The organism is Bradyrhizobium sp. USDA 4516, from assembly GCF_054055915.1.
Window position 1 is genome coordinate 1656841 of record NZ_JBSRXT010000001.1, and the last position, 19790, is coordinate 1676630.

19 protein-coding genes are annotated in these 19790 nt (G+C 65.4%); 8 read left to right on the forward strand and 11 right to left on the reverse strand.

From position 1 onward, the window contains the following. Positions 1-85 precede the first annotated feature (85 nt). A complete protein-coding gene (locus ACVI1L_RS07860; protein WP_168855451.1) occupies positions 86-913 on the forward strand; it encodes a metallophosphoesterase family protein in 828 nt (275 codons plus the stop codon). On the opposite strand, the gene ACVI1L_RS07865 is transcribed toward ACVI1L_RS07860, so the two are convergent. Beyond that, complete coding sequence (locus ACVI1L_RS07865) at positions 852-1337, reverse strand: Crp/Fnr family transcriptional regulator (RefSeq protein WP_229192476.1); 486 nt, start codon at positions 1335-1337, stop codon at positions 852-854. The two genes, ACVI1L_RS07860 and ACVI1L_RS07865, sit on opposite strands and share 62 nt — an antisense overlap. A 131-nt stretch (positions 1338-1468) precedes the next feature. Next, entirely contained in the window at positions 1469-2266 is a 798-nt protein-coding gene (locus ACVI1L_RS07870) for an alpha/beta fold hydrolase (RefSeq protein WP_456782620.1), read from the reverse strand. Between the two features lie 156 nt (positions 2267-2422). On the opposite strand from ACVI1L_RS07870, the gene ACVI1L_RS07875 reads away from it, so the two are divergent. From ACVI1L_RS07875 to ACVI1L_RS07885, 3 genes are all read left to right on the forward strand, one after another. Next, a complete protein-coding gene (locus ACVI1L_RS07875) occupies positions 2423-3076 on the forward strand; it encodes a GntR family transcriptional regulator (RefSeq protein ID WP_456782621.1) in 654 nt (217 codons plus the stop codon). Next, positions 3073-4602, forward strand: coding sequence for an aldehyde dehydrogenase (locus ACVI1L_RS07880; RefSeq protein WP_253588862.1), 1530 nt, complete (start codon positions 3073-3075; stop codon positions 4600-4602). The genes ACVI1L_RS07875 and ACVI1L_RS07880 overlap by 4 nt, the downstream gene beginning before the upstream one ends. Before the next feature lie 79 nt (positions 4603-4681). Then, positions 4682-6049, forward strand: coding sequence for an MFS transporter (locus ACVI1L_RS07885; RefSeq protein ID WP_456782622.1), 1368 nt, complete (start codon positions 4682-4684; stop codon positions 6047-6049). A gap of 58 nt (positions 6050-6107) precedes the next feature. Here the strand turns inward: ACVI1L_RS07885 and ACVI1L_RS07890 are convergent, their stop codons facing one another. The 6 genes from ACVI1L_RS07890 to ACVI1L_RS07915 form a co-directional block, all read right to left on the reverse strand. Continuing rightward, positions 6108-7091, reverse strand: coding sequence for a carbon-nitrogen hydrolase family protein (locus ACVI1L_RS07890; RefSeq protein WP_456782623.1), 984 nt, complete (start codon positions 7089-7091; stop codon positions 6108-6110). A 13-nt stretch (positions 7092-7104) separates the two neighbouring features. Further along, complete coding sequence (locus ACVI1L_RS07895; RefSeq protein ID WP_253606845.1) at positions 7105-7632, reverse strand: tautomerase family protein; 528 nt, start codon at positions 7630-7632, stop codon at positions 7105-7107. Positions 7633-7735: 103 nt separating this feature from the next. Then, positions 7736-8743: a GlxA family transcriptional regulator gene (locus tag ACVI1L_RS07900; protein ID WP_456782624.1), complete on the reverse strand. Its 1008-nt coding sequence runs from the start codon at positions 8741-8743 to the stop codon at positions 7736-7738. A 357-nt stretch (positions 8744-9100) separates the two neighbouring features. Next, positions 9101-9745, reverse strand: coding sequence for a GNAT family N-acetyltransferase (locus ACVI1L_RS07905; RefSeq protein ID WP_456782625.1), 645 nt, complete (start codon positions 9743-9745; stop codon positions 9101-9103). 1 nt (position 9746) lies between these two features. After that, positions 9747-10397, reverse strand: a complete 651-nt coding sequence (locus ACVI1L_RS07910; RefSeq protein WP_018268725.1) for a 3-oxoacid CoA-transferase subunit B — start codon at positions 10395-10397, stop codon at positions 9747-9749. A gap of 24 nt (positions 10398-10421) precedes the next feature. Then, on the reverse strand, positions 10422-11129 hold the full coding sequence (locus ACVI1L_RS07915; RefSeq protein ID WP_016842309.1) for a CoA transferase subunit A: 708 nt from the start codon (positions 11127-11129) through the stop codon (positions 10422-10424). A gap of 242 nt (positions 11130-11371) precedes the next feature. On the opposite strand from ACVI1L_RS07915, the gene ACVI1L_RS07920 reads away from it, so the two are divergent. The 4 genes from ACVI1L_RS07920 (at position 11372) to ACVI1L_RS07935 (ending at position 16802) form a co-directional block, all read left to right on the forward strand. Further along, on the forward strand, positions 11372-13339 hold the full coding sequence (locus ACVI1L_RS07920; RefSeq protein WP_076829623.1) for an AsmA family protein: 1968 nt from the start codon (positions 11372-11374) through the stop codon (positions 13337-13339). 156 nt (positions 13340-13495) lie between these two features. Further along, entirely contained in the window at positions 13496-14881 is a 1386-nt protein-coding gene (locus ACVI1L_RS07925) for an ABC transporter substrate-binding protein (RefSeq protein ID WP_456782626.1), read from the forward strand. A gap of 203 nt (positions 14882-15084) precedes the next feature. Continuing rightward, positions 15085-15954, forward strand: coding sequence for a carbohydrate ABC transporter permease (locus tag ACVI1L_RS07930; RefSeq protein WP_026191797.1), 870 nt, complete (start codon positions 15085-15087; stop codon positions 15952-15954). Continuing rightward, positions 15951-16802, forward strand: a complete 852-nt coding sequence (locus ACVI1L_RS07935; protein WP_057019024.1) for a carbohydrate ABC transporter permease — start codon at positions 15951-15953, stop codon at positions 16800-16802. The genes ACVI1L_RS07930 and ACVI1L_RS07935 overlap by 4 nt, the downstream gene beginning before the upstream one ends. 114 nt (positions 16803-16916) lie before the next feature. Here the strand turns inward: ACVI1L_RS07935 and ACVI1L_RS07940 are convergent, their stop codons facing one another. Genes ACVI1L_RS07940 through ACVI1L_RS07950 form a run of 3 tightly spaced genes read right to left on the reverse strand, consistent with a single transcriptional unit; the run spans position 16917 to position 19752 of the window. Further along, positions 16917-17741, reverse strand: a complete 825-nt coding sequence (locus ACVI1L_RS07940) for an ABC transporter permease (protein ID WP_168855443.1) — start codon at positions 17739-17741, stop codon at positions 16917-16919. Further along, a complete protein-coding gene (locus tag ACVI1L_RS07945; RefSeq protein ID WP_057019022.1) occupies positions 17741-18655 on the reverse strand; it encodes an ABC transporter permease in 915 nt (304 codons plus the stop codon). Before ACVI1L_RS07945 ends, ACVI1L_RS07940 begins: the two co-directional genes overlap by 1 nt. Next, on the reverse strand, positions 18652-19752 hold the full coding sequence (locus ACVI1L_RS07950) for an ABC transporter ATP-binding protein (protein WP_253590554.1): 1101 nt from the start codon (positions 19750-19752) through the stop codon (positions 18652-18654). The genes ACVI1L_RS07945 and ACVI1L_RS07950 overlap by 4 nt, the downstream gene beginning before the upstream one ends. Positions 19753-19790 lie beyond the last annotated feature (38 nt).

A 19790-nucleotide genomic window follows, 5' to 3' on the forward strand; every position in this document is an offset into this window, starting at 1 on the left:
GCGGCATAGATCTTGCTGCGATTTGGCTTGTTTGAAATCATTGCCGTGCGGCCCCGCCCGTTTTCCGGGCATTCGGATTTCACCGATGCGCTGTCTTGTCGTCGCCGATCTGCATTACTCGTTGCCGCAGTTCGACTGGCTGCTGGCGGCGGCACCGCAATTCGATCTCGTGATCTTCGCCGGCGATGCGCTCAACCTCGGCTCGGCGGTCGATTTCCGCGCCCAGATCGTCGTCGTCACGAAATACCTGTCGCGGCTCGCCGATCTCACACGGGTGATTTTCTGCTCGGGCAATCACGACCTCGACGAGCGCAACCCGGAGGGCGAGAAGATCGCGCGCTGGGTCGCCGGCATCCGGGAGTTCGGCGTCGCCTGCGACGGCGACAACCTGACGATCGGCGACACGCTGTTCACGGTGTGCCCGTGGTGGGACGGCCCGCTGGTCAAGGCGCGGATCGACGATCAGCTTCGCGCGGCGGCCGCGGTGCCGCACCGCCGCTGGGTCTGGGTCCATCACGCCCCGCCGGCGGATTCGCCGACCAGCTGGGGCGGCAAGCGCTTCTTCGGCGACGCCGAGCTGCTCGGCTGGATCGAGCGCCACCATCCGGCGATGGTGATCTCGGGCCATGTGCATCAGTCGCCGTTCATCCAGAGCGGCTCGTGGTTCGACCGGATCGGAGCGAGCTGGGTGTTCAACACCGGCCTGCAGCCCGGCCGGCCTCCGGTCTACATCGTGCTCGATCTCGCGCAGGACAAGGCGTTCTGGCTCGCCGCCGGCGATGCGCAGATGATCGATCTCAAGGCGCCGCTGTCGCGGCCGGCGGCGCCTGTGCGCGAGGCGCCGGACTGGCTCATATCCTTGGATCGGATTGCCGATCCGAGCCTGGCGCGACCTGCATCGGCGGCAGGTTGATCATGCTCTGCAGCACCTCGCCGACCATCGCCAGATGGGTGCCGTGATCGGCATATTGGTGCATCAGGTCGGCAAGATAGGTCGTGGCGACATGAAGCCGTTGCGCCAGGAGCTGCGCGATCAGCAGCGCCACCTCCGGCTGCTCGCGCAGGAACGACGCCGCATCGTCGAACTCGTACAGGACGCAATCAGTGGCCGTGCGCACCTTGGCGCTGTGCGCCCGGTCGAGCAACACACTCATCTCGCCGAACACCGCGCCGGCCTCGTCGATCACGGCGACCAGGCTGTCGCCCTTGACGACTTCCACCTTGCCCTCGAGCAGCACGAACAGATGACCGGTCTTGCCGCCCTCCTCGATGAAATCCGTGCCCGCCGGCAAGCTGCGCCTGCGACCGCCGGTGCAGTGATCAAGGATCGCTCGCATGTTTCATCTCCGTCTCCGGTCAGACTAGGCAGAGATGCTGTCGCGTCAAACGGCATTAGCTGGGCGTTCTGCCCAAATTGTCGGCACGCCACCGCGTGACCCGCGGCGCGATCCAGCCCTTTGCGCGCGCCTCAGGCGGGGGCGTTATGCTTGACCGCCAGGAAATCGCCGATCGTATCGAGGAACAGTTTTGGCGATTGCAGTTGCGGGACATGCGCACATCCCGGAACGACCCTGAGCTTCGCTCTCGGCAAACCGCCTGCCAATTCGTATGACATCGGCGGCGGCGTCGCCTCGTCATATTCGCCGACCACAACGAGTGTCGGTACCGTCACGCTGCGTAGTTCGGCACGAAGATCGAGGCTCGCCAGCGCGTCACAGGCCGCGCAGAACACGTTGAGATCGGTGCGAAGGAATGCGTCGCGGCGATCCTGCATCAGCGCGGGATGCTGTGCCTGGAAATCCGGTGCAAACAGCCGGCGCATTGCAATGTCGGTGATCGCGGCGAGCCCCTTCTCGCGTGAAACCCTGGCCATGTTGCGAAACGCCTCGCGGCCCGGCTCGGAGAACGCCGCACCGCTGTCGGCGAGGATCAGCCGGCTCGCGATCGCCGGGTGGCGGATCGCCATCTGCAGCGCGACGAACCCGCCATAACCGTTGCCGAGCACGATGGCCGGCGTGCCATCAGCCGCATCATGCACCGCGTCCGCCATCCGATCGGCGATCGCGGCGAGGCCACCACCCTCGACCGCGCTCGACCGACCGAATCCCGGTAGTTCCGGCACGATGGTCCGAAACGACCGGGCAAGTTCCGGCACGATCGCATCGAAGCTCGCGCGATCCGACAGCAGCGAGTGAAACAGGACCAGCGGCGGCCCCTCGCCCGACTGGGCTGCGTTGACTGTGCGGTTGGCCAAAAGCCTGTCCATCGTCGCTCTCTTTCAAATCGTGCCCGAAATTCGCGCATTTGGGCTCCAAAGCGCCCCTGCGGACGATTGATAAATCAAATCACCCGAATTTCAAGGATTTCAGCTTGACGTGATATTTCACAGATTGCATCTTATTGGGCAGGAGACTCCAATAAAATGATCCTTCTCCGCGAGAATATCTACGAAAACCTGCGATCTGATATTTTATCGTGTCAGCTTGCTCCTGGCGATGAAATACGAGAGCAGGATCTGGCGGAGCGTTACGCGGTCAGCCGCCAGCCGGTCCGCGACGCCCTGCTGCGGCTCGAGCGCGAGAACCTCGTGACGGTGCAGCCCCGCCAGGGTTACCGGGTCAATCCGATCTCGCTGTCCGACGCCCGCGATCTGCTGCGCTTCCGCCTTGCGCTCGAGCCGGCCTGCGTCGCCGAAGCAATCGAGAGCGCGCCCGACAGCATCCTGAAATCACTCGATGAATTCCGTCGCTTCTCCGGCAGCCATGAGGACTTCATCACCTACAATCGCGGCTTCCACTCGGCGCTGGCGCACGCGTCGGGCAACCGCCGCATGGCGACCACGCTCTGCGACCTGATCGGCCAGGCCGATCGGCTGGTGCGCGTCAGCGTCTCCAATCTGAAGGGCCACGACCCGGCGAAGCTCGTGGCCGAGCATGTCGCATTGATCGACGCCATGCAGCGGCGCGAGGCACGCACCGCGGCCCGCATCATCAAGGCTCACATCGCGGCGACCGAGAAGCGCGTGCTGCCGGCACTCAAGCGCAACGCCGTCATCGTCGAAGAGAGGTCATCATGAACATTCCGTCGAAGCCCGCGACGATCGACGTCGAGATCCACGGCAACTTCATCGACGGACGCGAGGTCGAGGCCGGAGACGGCGAGATGCTCGACGTCCGCAATCCCGCGACCGGCGACGTCATCGCCCGGATTCCGAATTCGACCGCCGCGGATATCGACCGTGCGATGAAGAGCGCTCGCGCTGCATTCGAAGGCAAGGCGTGGGGCGGGATGGACACGAGGGCGCGCGCCCGGCTCGTCAACAGGCTGGCCGACGCGTTCGAGGCCAATCTCGACACGCTGTACCGGCTGGAGACGTTGAACAACGGCCGTCCGGTCAACGAAACCCGCGCGCAGCTGTCGCGCCTGCCGGATTTCTTCCGCTACTTCGCCGGACTGGCGCTGTCGCGCCGCGATTCCGTCATCCCGGTCGAAGGCGCGTATCTGAACTACACCCTGCGCACGCCGATCGGAATCGTCGCCAACTGCACGCCCTTCAATCACCCGCTCATGATCCTGTGCAAGTCGCTTGCCGTCGTGCTGGCGACCGGATGCGTCACCGTTGTCAAGCCGTCGGAATATACGCCGCTGACGACATTGAAGCTCGCCCAGATCTTCAGCGAGGCCGGACTGCCTCCCGGCGTCTTCAACATCGTGCTTGGCCTCGGCCAGAGCGCCGGCAAGATGCTCGCCGAGCATGGCGACATCGACAAGCTTGTGCTGACCGGCGGGACCGAAGCCGGCCGCATCGCGGGCAGCGCCGCGGCGAAGGTGTTCGCGCACCAGACCATGGAGCTCGGCGGCAAGACGCCGGTGATGATATTCGACGATTTCGACGTCGACCGCGCCGTCAACTATGCCGCATTCGGCGCCTTCATCGGCGCCGGCCAAACCTGCGTTTGCGCGTCGCGCCATATCGTGCAGGCCTCGATCTACGACGAGTTCGTCGAAAAGCTGCAGGCCAAGACCCGCACCATCCGCATTGGCGATCCGTTCGATCCGAACACGCAGCTTGGGCCGGTGATCTCGGCACGCCAGCGCGACCGCGTTCTCAGCTATGCGCGCTACGGTCATGAAGACGGCGCGCGGCTGCTCACCGGCGGCGTGGCCGCAAAGGTCGCGGGCCACGACAACGGCTATTTCGTCGAACCGACCGTGTTCGCCGACGTCAAATCCGACATGCGGATCTTCCAGGAGGAGGTGTTCGGCCCCTTCACCTCGGTGACCCCCTTCAAGGACGAGGCCGACGCGCTCCGGCTCGCCAACGATTCGCCCTTTGGCCTCGCCGCCGCCATTCGCACCCGCGACGTCGCGCGTGCGCATCGCGTGGCCGCCGCGGTCAAGGCCGGGATCGTCTGGATCAACGATCACCACCGGCTCGATCCGGCCTCGCCCTGGGGCGGCGTTGACGATTCCGGCATCGGCCGGGAATGCGGCACCGAGAGTTTCGACGACCATTTCAACACCAAGAGCGTGATGGTCGCGACCCACGAACAGCCATTCGATTGGTACCGCGACACGGCCAGCCAGCGCCGGTTGAACTAGCCGCAGTCGAGCAAAGCGGCAAACCGCCCACAGATGGCGGGCCGCATCACCGAGGAAAACAGTCAAGGGGAGAGCGCATATGTCGACATCGGTCAATGCCGGGAGCCGCCTCGATCGGCTACCGATCGGACCATTCCATCGCCGGATCATGATCCTGATCGGGATCGGAATGTTCTTCGACGGTTTCGACATCTATATCGCCGGCACAGTGCTCGGCGTGACGCTGAAAACCGGGTTCTCGACGCTCGCCCAAAACGCCGCGTTCATCTCCGCAACCTTCGTCGGCATGATGCTCGGATCTTTCGGCACCGGCTTCCTCGGCGACCGTTACGGACGGCGTTTCACCTACCAGTTCAATTTGCTGCTGTTCGGCATCGCGTCCCTGGCGGCGGCGCTTGCGCCAAACATGGCCTTTCTGATTGCCTGCCGTTTCGTGATGGGCGTCGGTCTCGGCGCCGAAAATGTTGTCGGCTATTCCACCATGACCGAGTTCGTGCCGGCCCGGAGCCGCGGGAAGTGGCTCGGCTTCACCGCCGTCTGTGTCGTGACCGGCCTGCCCATCGCGCTGCTGGTCGCATCGGTCGTCGTCCCGCAATTCGGCTGGCGCGCGATGTTCGTGCTGGGCGGCGTCGGCGCCTTGATCGTCTGGTACCTGCGCAAGTCGCTGCCGGAGTCGCCGCGCTGGCTGGAGGCGGTGGGACGCACCGCCGAGGCCGAGGCGCTGATGCAGGCGATCGAGAAGGAAGCTTCCCAGGGCCAACCCTTGCCGCCGCCCGCGGCTGCAACACCGGCACCGGTGTCGCCCGATCTCGCCACGCTGTTCACCGCGCCGCTGCTCTCCCGCATGATCGTCGGTGCGGTATGCCTGATCACCATCAATACGCTGCTCTATGGCTTCGTGACCTGGCTGCCGGTATTCTTCATCAAGCAGGGCCTGTCCGTCGCGACCTCGTTCGGCTACTCGCTGCTGATGGCGCTTGGCGCGCCGATCGGCTCGGCGATCGGCGCCCTGACCGCCGACCGCTGGGGCCGCAAGCCCACGATCATCGGCGCATCGCTGATATCGATCATCCTCGGCGTCATCTATCCGATGATCTCGGATCCATTCCTGCTGCCGGCCGTCGGCTTCGCGCTGACCGTGCCGATCTATGTCTTGGTCGCACTGTTGTTCGGCATCTACATTCCCGAACTGTTCCCGACCGAGGTGCGGCTGCGGGCATCCGGCATAGTCAACACACTCGGTCGAGGTGCCACCATCGTGACACCATTCCTGGTCGTGATGCTGTTCGAAGCGCGCGGCGTCGCCGGCGTGATGGCCCTGATGATCGGACTGCTCATCGTGCAGATCATCACCGTATGGGCGCTCGGCATCGAGCCGCGGCACCGCAGCCTCGAGGAGCTCAAGGGCGAGGAATCACCATCGGCAATTCCGCAGGAAGCTTCGTGACACGGAGCGACCTTTCTCGCTACAGGCTTTGACGGCGCGGGTTACCCGCGCCGTCGCGTCACTCCCACATCTCCGGCGTGACACGCCCGGCGAAGCCGCAGTCGATGACCTGCTCCTGCGGATTGCGGTCGACGATCAGCCGCAGCAGGTCGGGGCGCGAATAATGGCCGCCGATATCGCACAGCGCCTTGGCGGCGAGCACGGCCTCCCGCGAGCCGTCCGCGATCAGGATGGTCTCGCCCTGCGCCGGACCTGCGATGACCTCGCCGCGCGGATCGATGATGACGCTGTCACCGCTGTACTCGATCGTCGATAGTTCGCGGTAACGTTCCGGCGTGATTTCGTGCGAGCGCATGCCGCCGACCGCGATGACGTAGCAGCCGGCTTGCGAGGCGAACGCTCGCGACAGCAACAACTGCCGCGGCCAGAGCGGCGTCGGCGACGGTGGCGCCACCGCGGGCTCCCGCCCCGGCCACGCCGCGACGTGGATCTGCGTTCCCTGCGCGGCCAGCGCATAGCCGGGCAGCATCGTGTTGTGCTCCCAGCAATTGAGGCCGCTGATCCGGCCATAGGGCCGCTCATGCACGCGCAGGCCCGCCGCGTCGCCATCGGCCCACACCGAGCGCTCGTTGAAGGTGGGCTTCAGCTTGCGATGGCGGCCGAGCAGCCGTCCCTCGCGGCCGATGAACAGCAGCGTGCAGTAGACCGTGCCCTTGGTCACGGCATCACGTTCGGCGACGCCGATCACGACATCCAGTCCCGCGGCCTCGGCGGCGGCGCAGAGCCGATCGGTCGTGGGCGAGGGAATCTCGACCGCGTTGTCGAGATATTCGGCCATCGCGCGAAACGTGTTCGGCCCGGTCGGCGCGTGACAGAAGAAGGGATAGCCGGGCAGCCAGGTCTCGCCGAAGGCGGCAATCGTCGCGCCCATGCCGCCGGCCTCGCCGATCAGGCGGCAGGCCTTCTCCAGCGAGGCGTCGCGATCGAATGGCACCGCGGCGGCCTGGACCGCCGCGAGCCTGAAATGCGTGTCGGATGTCATGGTTGCGCCCGCGTCAGTCGACGCCCTTACGGGCAGCGTCGAGCGCGCCCGCAAGCAACTCCAGCGCCTTGACGCGCCGCCGTCGCGCCAGACGCGCCTCGCCGACCTTGCGCTCGTGCTCGCCGGCGATGAAGGCCTGGATGTCCGGCAGCGGACGAATGACGCCACGGCTGCCCCACTGGCCGTCGGGGATCTCGGTCGGAAACACCCATACCTGCGGCGCCACATCGTCGAACGAACCGCCGGCGGCGCGCACCACGGCATCGGTCACGTCCTTCACCAAGGCCGCGCGCGAGGCTTCGGTGTACTGGCCCTCGGGGACCGTCGGGACGATGCGAAATCGTGGCGATGGCGACGGCCGGCCCGCCACATAAACGGCGGCCGGCCGATGCAGGAAGACAACGGTGACGCCTTGCGCAACCTTGTTCGCCGGATCGAACCCCTCGTGGCCGATCAGGATATCGCCGAGCTCCTTGATGAGCCGCGCTTCCGCCTCCGGCTTCAGGGCTCCTTCGGGAATTGTCACGTCGATCATCGGCATTGAGGCGACCTCCTGTTGTTGACAGCAGGAGGTCTATGCGCGGCGCACTCCCGGCAGCAGTGGCAGTATCGCCATTTTCAGGGCAAATTCGGACACGGCCTTCTCAGGCGGCGGTAGCCTTGCGCACGAACCGGCGCTGGTATTCGCGGGGCGAGAGCCCGGTTTCACGCTTGAACAGCCGACGGAAGGTCGACAGATCGTTGTAGCCGACGCGCCCGCTGACCGCGTCGAGCTTCAGCCGCGTGGTTTCGATCAGGCGCTTGGCGACATCCACCCGCAGCGCCTGCAGATATTGCAAGGGCGCCTCGCCGACCGCCAGCTTGAAGCGGCGGTTCAACGTCCGCTCGCTGACCGAAAGGTCGCGGGCCAGCCTGGCCAGACTGAAGCCCTGTTGCAGCGACTTCTCCATCATGCTCTGCGCCCGCGCCACCAGCGCGTCGGAGTGCTGCGTGTCGCGCGCGCGGCTGGCATAGGGTGCCTGCGAGACGCGATTGCTGTCGATCAGCATCAGCTTGCCGGTCTCGGCGGCTACGTCGGCACCGGCGAATTTCTCGACCAGCCGAAGCGCGAGATTGAGCGAGGTGGTCACCGCGCCCGAGCAGACAATGCGGTTCTGCTCGGTGAGGATCTCGGCGACGCGCAGATCCACTGCCGGGTAGCGCATCGCGAATGTCCGTCCCTTCGCCCAATGGGTGGTCGCAACCCTGCCGTCGAGCAGGCCGGCCTCGGCGAGGATGAAGCTGCCGGTGCAATAGGACGCGAGCAGGGTACCGCGCTCATGCTGCCGACGCAGCGCCGCGAGTAGCGGCTCGACGGTATCGAGCCGCGCGAAGAAACGCTCGATATCGCCGACGAACGGTCCCGGGATCACCACCGCGTCTGCCGAAGACCGCGCACCGATCGGCCCATCGACGCCGATGACCTGGCCTGACGCCGTGTGGACCGGCCGGCCACTCAAGGACTCGACGCGCCACCGCAGCTGCGACGGCGTGCCGCTGCGACGTCGCGGTCGCCGCGACGTCACCGAATTGGCGGCGGTGAACACGTCGACAATCCCCGCCACGCCCGAAGCGAGGATACCGTCATAGACCCAGATCCGGATGAGTGGCATGGCCCGTGTCCGATTTTGCACAACATGGCGCAATTCTGCCATTGCATGGACGACCGGACAAGCCGGCGAGGGCGACGGGCGCCGAATGCGCCGCGCCGTGTGGCTGCCCGACGGGAAACTCAGCAAGAAACTGTCAACCCGGACAAACCATGTCGCGAAAATGCGGGCGTATGACTCACAAGCCGTGCCGCACACTCACTGTCGTCCCGGCGAAGGCCGGGACCCATAACCACCGACGCGAATTGTCATGCGCGATTGCAACGACGAGTCCCGCCTGCAACATCCGCCGCGGCGTATGGGTCCCGGCCTTCGCCGGGACGACAGATGTATATGCGGGCCGTTCGCCGTGCGCCCTATTCACATCGCCCGCGCAAATCTGCGAAAGCCAGGCGCGCCGGTCATCGCCTCGAAGGCGGCGTCGCGCTTCTCTTCGGCGAAGGCGAAGCCGGCCCTGGCGTAGCAGCGTTCGGCGGCGTCGTTGCCGATCAGGAACGAGATCGATGCCTGCGTGTAACCGGCCGCCTTGCCGTCGGCGAGTGCGCGGCGGATCAAGTCCTGCACCAGACCGCCGCTGCGATGGGACGCTTGTCGGGCGACATGCTCGATCAGCCAGTCGCCCTCGCCGCCTTGCACCCAGCAGTTACGGGCATAGCCGCCGCGCGCAACGATGGCATCGGCCTCCATGCCGGTCTCTGCTGCGACTTCCTCGATCGCCGCACGTGCGGCGAGGACGGTTCCGGATGCCGGAATCGCGCACAGCGCGGCAGCCGGCACGCCATCGACTTCAGCAATCAGGAAATGGGCGACGTGATACCATGACCGCACCCGCGCCACGGCGAGCCGTGTCATGAACGCCAGGCATTCCGCCTCGCCCCGGTCGAGCGCGATGTCGAACCAGCCGCGCGGCAACTGGCCGCGCTGCGCGGCCAGAACGGTTCGGGCGATGAAGCCGGCTTCGTCGGATCGTGCGGGACGGATCGAGGATCGTCCCGCGCCGATCATCTCAGGTGTTCTTCAGCGCGACGCGGAATTCGGCCTCGGTCTTGGCCTTGACCTCGTCGAGCGTGACGCCGTCGGCGAGCTCGATCAGCGCCATGCCGTCCTTGCCGTGCTTGTCGATGGTGAACACCGCCAAATCCGTGACGACCATGTCGACCACGCGCTCGCCGGTCAGCGGCAGGTTGCACTGCTTGAGCAGCTTGGGGCCGTCCTTGGCGGAATGCTCCATCACGACCACGACGCGCTTGACGCCGGCGACGAGGTCCATGGCGCCGCCCATGCCCTTCACCATCTTGCCGGGGATCATCCAGTTGGCGAGGTCGCCGTTCTGCGCCACCTGCATGGCGCCAAGGATCGACAGATCGATATGGCCGCCGCGCACCATGCCGAAGGAATCGGCCGACGAGAAATAGCTGGTCGAGGGCAGCTCGCTCACGGTCTGCTTGCCGGCGTTGATCAGGTCGGCGTCGACCTCGTCCTCATAGGGGAACGGGCCCATGCCGAGCATGCCGTTCTCGCTCTGCAGGCTGACGTCGATGCCGTCGGGGATGTAGTTCGAGACCAGCGTCGGGATGCCGATGCCGAGATTGACGTAATAGCCGTCGCGCAACTCCTTGGCGGCGCGGGCGGCCATCTGTTCACGGGTCCAGGCCATGTGGCTCTCCTGAAGGATTATGTTTTAGGCGGCGGGCCGCGGACGGGTGTTGCGGAACTCGATCCGCTTCTTGCCGGTCCCGACCTCGACGATGCGCTTGACGAAGATGCCGGGGGTATGGATGTGGTCCGGATCGATCTCGCCGGCCGGCACCAGGTGCTCGACCTCGGCGACGGTGACCTTCGCCGCGGTGGCCATCATCGGGTTAAAGTTGCGCGCGGTCTTGCGGTAGACCAGATTGCCGGCGGTGTCGCCCTTCCAGGCATGGACGATGGCGACGTCGGCGAACAGGCCGCGCTCCATGATGTACTTCTCGCCGTCGAATTCCTTCACTTCCTTGCCTTCGGCGATCAGCGTGCCGACGCCGGTCTTGGTGTAGAAGGCCGGGATTCCGGCGCCGCCGGCGCGGATGCGCTCGGCCAGCGTGCCCTGCGGGTTGAACTCGAGCTCGAGCTCGCCGGCGAGATACTGCTGGGCGAACAGCTTGTTCTCGCCGACATAGGACGAGATCATCTTCTTGATCTGGCGGGTCTCCAGCAGCCGGCTGAGGCCGATGCCGTCGACGCCGGCATTGTTGGAGACGACGGTGAGGCCCTTGACGCCGGACTCGCGGATCGCGTCCGACAGGGTCTCGGCGATGCCGCAGAGGCCGAAGCCGCCCGACATGATCATCATGCCGTCCTTGAGGAGACCATCGAGTGCCGATTTGGCGTCGGGATAAACTTTGTTCATGCAGCGAATACCTGATGGAGGGCGGAACGGCTGTGGCAAAGCGGATTATTAGGCGAAATCTTCGCAATGCGTCAATCACGGCCCGGTGCGGCGACGGGCGGCGGCCCGCGGCAGCAACATGGCCTTGAAAGCGACAAGAAAACCCTTCAAGTTGCGTGGGTTGGCAGGGGCCTCCGGCGAGAGCCCGCTGTGTTCGACGACGACCCGACAAAATTCAACCCGACCCGGATATGTCATTGACGATGGCCCAAGGAATTAAGCGCCTGGGGATGCCGATCGCGGCGCTTTTCGGCCTGGCGCTGGTCGGGCTGGTCGGAACGTCGTGGTTCCTCAACCGGGACGCGCTGCAGCGCGCGGTGGAGGCGCAGATCCGCGCCGTGACCGGGCTCGAACTCGTCGTCAACGGCCCGATCGACGTCTCGGTTTTTCCGGGCAGCTACGTCTCCTTTCATAATGTCGGGCTGAAGGGCGCCGATACCATCGGTCCCGCCCTGCAGGTCGACGTGTTGACCGCCAATCTGCGCCTGCTGCCGCTGTTGCTGCGGCGGTTCGAGATTGCCGACGTCATGATGCTCCGTCCCCATATCCATGTGGTCCGCGACGGCGCCGGCGAGAGCAACTGGACGCCGTTCGTCGAGACCATCGCCAAGGCGATGACGCCCGGCGCCGAGAACCAGGTGTCGTTCTCCGAAATCCGGATCCAGGACGGCGAGCTGAACTACCAGGACGGCACCAACAACATCTCCGAGCAGCTCGGCGATATCGACCTGTCGCTGGCCTGGCCCTCGATCTCGCGTTCCTTTGCCGCAACCGGCCAGTTCGACTGGCGCGGCGAACGCGTCGACGGCTCGATCAGCGCCAGCGACTTCGTCGCGCTGTTGTCGGGTGACCGCTCCGGCCTGAAGGCACGGCTCGCCAGCGCGCCGCTGAAAGTTGCTTTCGACGGAACCGTCGCCAACCGCACCAGCCTGATGATGGAAGGCGTCGCCACCATGGACTCACCGTCGCTGCGCAACGCGTTGCGCTGGATGGGCCAGGCGCCGCCCGGCGGCGGTGGCGGCTTCGGCCGCTTCGCGCTGAAGGCCCGCGCCAATGTGGTCGGCGGCTCGGTCGCGCTCACCAATGTCAATGTCGAGCTCGACGGCAACGTCGCCGAGGGCGTGATGACCTACGCCAATAACGGCCGGCAGACGCTGCAGGCGACGCTTGCCGCCGGCAATCTCGATTTCACGCCTTACATCTCGACGTTCCGCCTGCTGGCCAGCGGCCAGCGCGACTGGAACAGGCAGCTGTTCGACCTGTCCTCGCTGTCGTCGACCGATCTCGACATGCGCCTGTCGGCGGCCAAGGTGACGGTCGGCCCGTCCAAGCTCGGCCGCACCGCGTTCGGCGCCAATCTGCGCGGCGGCGCGCTGGCGCTCAGCGTCGGCGAGGCGCAGATGTATGGCGGCATCGCCAAGGGCTCGTTCGCGATCGCGCGCTCGGATGCGGTCGCCGACGTCAGGGCACAATTCCAGTTCACCGATGTCGATCTGCAGGCCTGCGCCAGCGAATTGTTCGGCATCAACAAGCTGTCCGGCCGCGGCAACCTGAACGTCTCGCTGACCGCCTCGGGCTCGAGCCCGTTCGGGCTCGCGTCGTCGCTCGACGGCACCGCGACGCTGAATGGACATGACGGCGCGATCGCGGGCTTCAATGTCGAGCAGCTGTTGAAGCGGCTGGAGAAGCGGCCGCTGTCCGGCGGCGGCAATTTCCGCTCCGGCTCGACGCCCTACGACAATCTCAGCATCTCGGTGAAATTTGCCGACGGCGTCGCGACCGCTGACGACATTCATGTCGAAAGCCCCACCGCGAAGATCACGCTGACCGGCACGGCCTCGGTGCCGTCGCGCGAATACGATCTCAAGGGCGTCGCCAGCCTGACCTCGGCATCGGCCGGCGGCAACGGTTTCGATCTGCCCTTCGTGATCCAGGGCCCGTGGGACGATCCGCTGATCTTCCCCGATCCGGAAAGCCTGATCCGCCGCTCGCCGGCCTCCGCTCCGCTGCTCGATGCGGTGAAGGATCGCAAGACCCGCGACGCGGTGCGCTCGGTGATCGAGCGCTTCACCGGCGGAGGAGCCGCACGGCCCGCGGCGGCGCCCGATGCTGCGGCAGGCGCGCCCGGCGGCGCACCGGCGGCGTCGGCCGAGAATGCGAAGTCGAACTGAATCCATTCACTTTGCGCATCGATGCACCGGGACCGATCCACGCGCTCGCCGCAAACCCCTACACAAGTCGGCGGCGCGACATCTTTATCGGGTCACGGGCATGCGCTAGTGTTTTCTCCAACCGGTTAAAAAGCCGGCCTCATGAGGGAGAACAACGTGAGATCCAAGGTTATCGGTGCGCTATCAATTGCGGTCGCCGCGGTCGGCCTGTTCGCCGCAACTGCACCCGCTCTGGCCCAGGGCAAGACGATCACCGTCTGGTGGGGCAAGGGATTTTACAAATCCGAAGACGACGCGCTGCTCGAGACGATCAAGAAATTCGAAGCCAAGACCGGCATCAAGGTCGAACTGTCGCAATACGCGATCCAGGACATGATTCCGAAGACGGTCGCCGCGCTCGATTCCGGCACCGTGCCCGACGTCGCCTATTCGGACACCTACGATGTGCAGGCCCAGGGCAAATGGGCCTATGAAGGCAAACTCGAGGATCTCTCCGACATCCTGCTGCCGATGAAGGACGCGTTCGCGCCGAACACGCTGGAGACGGCGCTGCTCTACAACGACGTCGCCAAGAAGAAGGCCTATTACGGCTTCCCGCTGAAGCAGCAGAGCATGCACGTCCAGATCTGGGGCGACATGCTCGAGAAGGCCGGCTTCAAGGCCGCCGACATCCCGACCAAGTGGGAGGATTACTGGTCGTTCTGGTGCGACAAGGTGCAGCCGGCGATCCGCAAGGCGACCGGCCAGCGCATCTACGGCGTCGGCCAGCCGATGGGCGTGGAATCCACCGACTCGTTCCAGTCGTTCTACACCTTCATGGACGCCTATCATGTCAAGCTGGTCGACGACGACGGCAAGCTCCTGGTCGACGATCCCAAGGTGCGCGACGGGTTGATCCACGCGCTGAAGGACTACACCGACACCTACATCAAGGCCTGCTCGCCGCCCTCCTCCACGACCTGGAAGGACCCGGATAACAACGTCGCGTTCCACAACAAGACGATCGTGATGACCCACAACTTCACGATCTCGATCGCGGCCAAGTGGTTCGAGGATTCCACCAACCCGGCGCTGACCGACGCGCAGCGCGCCGCCGGCAAGCAGGCCTATGAGCAGGACATCATCACCGCGTCCTTCCCGAAGGCGCCGGACGGCTCGACCATCAAGTACCGCTCCGACGTCAAGACCGGACTGATCTTCGCCAACGCCAAGAACAAGGCCGAGGGCAAGCAGTTCATCGCGTTCCTGATGCAAGAAGACAATGTGCGGCCCTATGTCGAGGGCGCGCTCGGGCGCTGGTTCCCGGTGACCAAGGCCAGCCAAGCGAGCCCATTCTGGCAGGCCGACCGGCATCGCAAGGCGGTCTGGAATCAGTTCACCGGCGGCACCGCGCCGTTCGACTTCACCAAGAACTGGAAGTTCACCATCCTGAACAACGAGAACGTCTGGGCCAAGGCGATGAACCGCGTCGTCAGCGAGAAGGTGCCGGTGGACAAGGCCGTCGACGAACTGATCGCCCGCATCAAGCAGGTCGCGGGGTAACATCAACGATGACCGGCACTGCCGACACTTGCTCCGCGTCGTCCCGGCGAAAGCCGGGACCATACGCCGAGGCAGTAATTTGGGAGCAGGCTGGTCGACGGCTTTCTGGCAACGGCCGGGCCCTGTGGTTATGGGTCCCGGCCTTCGCCGGGACGACGACGTAGGCGACATCGACGACGTAAGCGACATCTTAGAGTAACCGAATGGCGATCACACTCTCCGCATCCGATGTCCCCTCGCCGCCGTTGTCGGCGCGGCTGTCGCCGCCGCAGGTCTGGGGCATCGTGCTGCTCGCGCCCTATCTGCTCGTCTTCCTCGCCTTTGTGGTCTATCCGGTCGGCTACGGCCTGTGGCTGGCGCGCCATCCGGCGAGCTATGTCGCGCTCTATCACGACCCGATTTTCGCGCGCGCGGCGATCAACACGCTGATCTTCCTGGTCATCGGCATCAACATCAAGATGCTGATCGCGCTGTTCCTGTCCGGCTTCTTCGCCCAGCAGCGGCCCTGGATCAGGTGGCTGTCTGTCATCTTCATCCTGCCCTGGGCGGTGCCCTCGATCCCGACCATCCTGTCGGTGCGCTTCATGCTCAATCCCGAATGGGGCGTGGTCAACCAGTTGATCTTCAAGTTCACCGGCGACGACGGCCCGAACTGGCTGAACGATCCATCGGTCGCTTTGGCGATGGCGATCGGCGTGCACATCTGGAAGTCGCTGCCGTTCTGGACGCTGATCCTGCTGACCGGACGGCTCGCCATCTCGCACGATCTGTACGAGGCCTCCGACGTCGACGGCGCCAATTGGTGGCAGAAATTCCGCTACATCACATGGCCGTCGATGCAGACGCTCTACGTCACGTGCACGCTGCTCTCGATGATCTGGACGCTCGGCGACTTCAACAGCGTCTATTTGCTCACCGGCGGCGGGCCCGCCGACCTCACCCATGTGCTGTCGACGCTCGGCATCCGCTATCTGCGCCTCGACCAGCTCTCGCTGGCGATGGCCTCGATCGTCTGCGCCATGCCGTTCGTGCTGCCGCTGGTCTATTTCATGATGAAACGGTTGTCGCGATGAAGCTACCCACCCTCCGCGAAGTCGGTACCGAGGCCAAGCTGCTCCTGATCGGCATCCCGGTCTTCATCTGGACCATGATTCCGATCTACCACATGTTCGTGTTCGCGATCTCGCCGAAGGAGGACGCGTTCACCGGCAAGCTGTGGCCGACGCATCCGACGCTGCACAATTTCTCGATCGTGTTCCACCAGCAGCATTACTTCCTGCGCGACTTCTGGATCCAGTTCTGGAATTCGACCGTGATCGCGCTCGCGGTCGGTGCGCTGACGCTGTTCGTCGCCACCGCCGCCGCGTTCTCGATCTCGCGGCTGCGCGTGCCGGGCGGCCGCGCCGTCATGAACTTGGCGCTGTTCACCTACTTCATTCCGGCCGCGTTCCTCGCCGTGCCGATGTACCGCACCATGGGCAATTACGGCCTGCTCAACAATCACTGGTCGCTGATCCTCGCGATGGTGACGATCGCCGCGCCCTACGCGATCTGGGTCTTGAAGCAGGCCTCCGACAAGCTGCCGGTCGAGCTCGACGAGGCCGCGACGATGGACGGCGCCACCACACTGCAGCTGTTCCGCCTGGTCTATGTGCCCTTGATGATGCCGTCGCTGGTCGCGGTCGGCACCTATGCGATCCTGCTCGCCTGGAACGAATATCTCTACGCGTTCCTGCTGCTGTCGAAGGACACCGACATCACGCTGCCGGTTGCGCTCGGCAACTTCCTCGCCGCGGACGACTCGCCGTGGGAGCTCCTGATGACCACCGGCTTCATCTACGCGCTGCCGCCGGCCGCGGTCTATTACGCCTTCAAGCGCTACATGGTCGGCGGGCTGACGGCAGGCGCCGTCAAGTCGTGACGCGCTGTCATTCCGGGATGGTGCGCTAGCACCAGACCTCAGATGCGCAATTGCGCATCGGGGAATCTCGAGATTCCGGGTTCGATGTTTCACATCGCCCCGGAATGACGGAAATTACAGCGGCGCGGCGCTCTCGCCGCGCGCGCTCGACAGTTTCGAGGCGAACGAGGCAATCACGATGATCACGGCAATCAGCGCGATCCCCAGCGTGCAGATCGCGTTGATCTCGGGTTTCACTCCGAGCCGGACCTCGGAATAGATCCGGATCGGCAGCGTCGCCGAACCCGGGCCGGTGGTGAAGCTCGCGATCACGACGTCGTCGAGCGACAGCGTGAAGGCAAGCATCCACCCCGCCACGATCGCCGGCACGATCAGCGGCAGCGTCACCAGGAGGAACGCCCGCACCGGATCGCAGCCGAGGTCCATCGCGGCCTCCTCCAGGCTGCGGTCGAGCGTGGCGAGGCGCGACTGCACCACGACCGTGACGAAGCACATCGTCAGCGTGGTGTGGGCGATCGTCACCGTCCAGAACCCGCGCTCGGCATTGAGCGCCACGAACAAAAGCAGCAGCGACAGGCCGGAGATCACCTCGGGCATGACCAGCGGCGAATACAGCATGCCGGAGAACAGTGCCCGGCCCCGGAACCGCTCGCCGCGCGCCAGCCCGATCGCCGCCAGCGTGCCCAGCAGTGTCGCCAGCGTCGCCGACACCGCGGCGACCGACAGGCTCATCCACGCCGCTTCCAGCATGGCGCGGTCGCCAAAGAACTCGCGGTACCAGCGCAGCGACCAGCCGCCCCACACCGTCACCAGCCGCGAGGCGTTGAACGAGTAGATCACGAGGATGACGATCGGCAGATAGAGGAACGCCAGCCCGAGCGCCAGCGACGTCATGTTGAAGCGGGTGAGCCTGGTGAGCCTGGTGACGGGGCGCGCCATCAGCTGTTGGCCTTGAGCTGACGCCGCTGCAGGCGATCGTAGAGCACGAGCGGCGGCACCAGCAGCAGCAACAAGGCGACCGCGGCGGCCGATGCGACCGGCCAGTCCTTGTTGGTGAAGAACTCGAGCCACAGCGTCTGCCCGATCATCAGCGAGTTGGAGCCGGCGAGCAGGTCGGGGATCACAAACTCGCCGACAACAGGAATGAAGCAGAGCAGCGCGCCGGCGCCGACGCCGGGCAGCGACAGCGGGAATGTCACCAGCCAGAACGCCTGCAACGGCGAGGCGCCGAGATCGCCCGCGGCCTCCAGCAGCGACGCGTCCATCCTGGAGAGCGTCGCATAGAGCGGCAGGATCATGAACGGCAGATAGGAATAGACGATGCCGAGATACATCGCGCTGTCCGTCGACAGCCAGACCACCGGCGCGGACACGATGTGCAGCGCCAGCAGAACCTGGTTGAGCAGGCCGTCATGCTGCAGGATGTTGATCCAGGCATAGATGCGGATCAGGAACGAGGTCCAGAACGGCACGATGACCAGCATCATCGCCACGCCCTGCCAACGCTGCGGCAACCGCGCCATGCCGTAGGCAATGGGATAACCGATCAGGAGCAGGATCAGCGTCGCGGTCACCGCGACGACGAGGCTGCGCAGATAGGACAGGATGTAGAGATTGTCCGAGATCAGCAGGCGGAAATTGTCGAACGACAATTGCGCGAACGCCGCGGCCAGCGCCGCGCGGCCCTCAGTGAACTCGAACACCGGCGTATAGGGCGGCTGCGCGATCGCGGTCTGCGACAGGCTGATCTTCAGCACGAAGCCGAACGGCACCAGGAAGAACAGCACCATCCACAGATAGGGCGCGATCGCGGCGAACCGCGCCGGCCGGGCGAAGATGCGGCGCGCGCTCATTGTTCGAGCACCAGGCAATCGTCGGCGGTGAACCATGCCACCACACGCTGGCCGGCGAGATAGGCATCTACATCGAGCCGCGCGGTGTTGGCCATCGACGCGCGCACCACCGCGCCCGTCTCCAGCTTCACCCGGTAGCTGGTCACGCCGCCGAGATAGTTGACGTCGGTGACGACGCCCTCCAGCCGGTTGATCGCCTGCGACGCGCCGCCGTCCGTTGCCGGCGCGCGGCGCGACAGCTTCACCTTCTCGGGGCGGATCGCGACGGCAACGACCTGCCTGGTCACCGGCGGCCACAGCTCGCTGACCGCCAGCCTGCCCGCATCAGCCGTCGCGACCGTCAGGCGCCCGTTCTCGCGGGACGTGACCTCGCCGTTGAACAGATTGATGTCGCCGACGAACTCGGCGATCCAGCGCGAGGCCGGCGCCTCGTAGAGATTGCGCGGGGTGGCGACCTGGACCAGACGGCCGGCATCCATCACCCCGATACGGCCGGCCATCGTCATCGCCTCCTCCTGGTCGTGGGTGACGATGATGAAGGTCATGCCGAGCCGGCGCTGCAACTCCATGAGCTCTCCTTGCGTGCTCTCGCGCAGCTTCTTGTCGAGCGCCGCGAGCGGCTCGTCGAGCAGCAGCACCTGCGGGCGCCGCGCCAGCGAGCGCGCCAGCGCGACGCGCTGCCGCTGTCCGCCGGAGAGCTGGTCGGGCTTGCGCTTCTCCATCCCCTCGAGCTTGACGAGCGCCACCATCTCGGCGACGCGGGCCGCGATGTCGCCGCGCGCCATGCCGGCACGCTTCAGACCGAAGGCGATGTTGTCGCGCACCGACAGATGCGGGAACAGCGCGTAGTTCTGGAACATCATGTTGACCGGCCGCTCATGCGGCAGCACCTGCGCGATGTCGCTGCCGCCAAGCAGGATGCGGCCCTCGTCCGGCGTCTCGAAGCCGGCGAGCATGCGCAGCAGCGTGGTCTTGCCGCAGCCGCTCGGGCCGAGCAGCGCGAAGAACTCGCCGGCGCGGATATCGAGCGAGAGCTTGTCGACCGCGCGGAAATTGCCGAACGACTTGGCGACACCCTCGACCCGCAGCAGCGGCATGTCCGAGACGGCCGGTTCAGGCAACGGCCTTGCCGCCT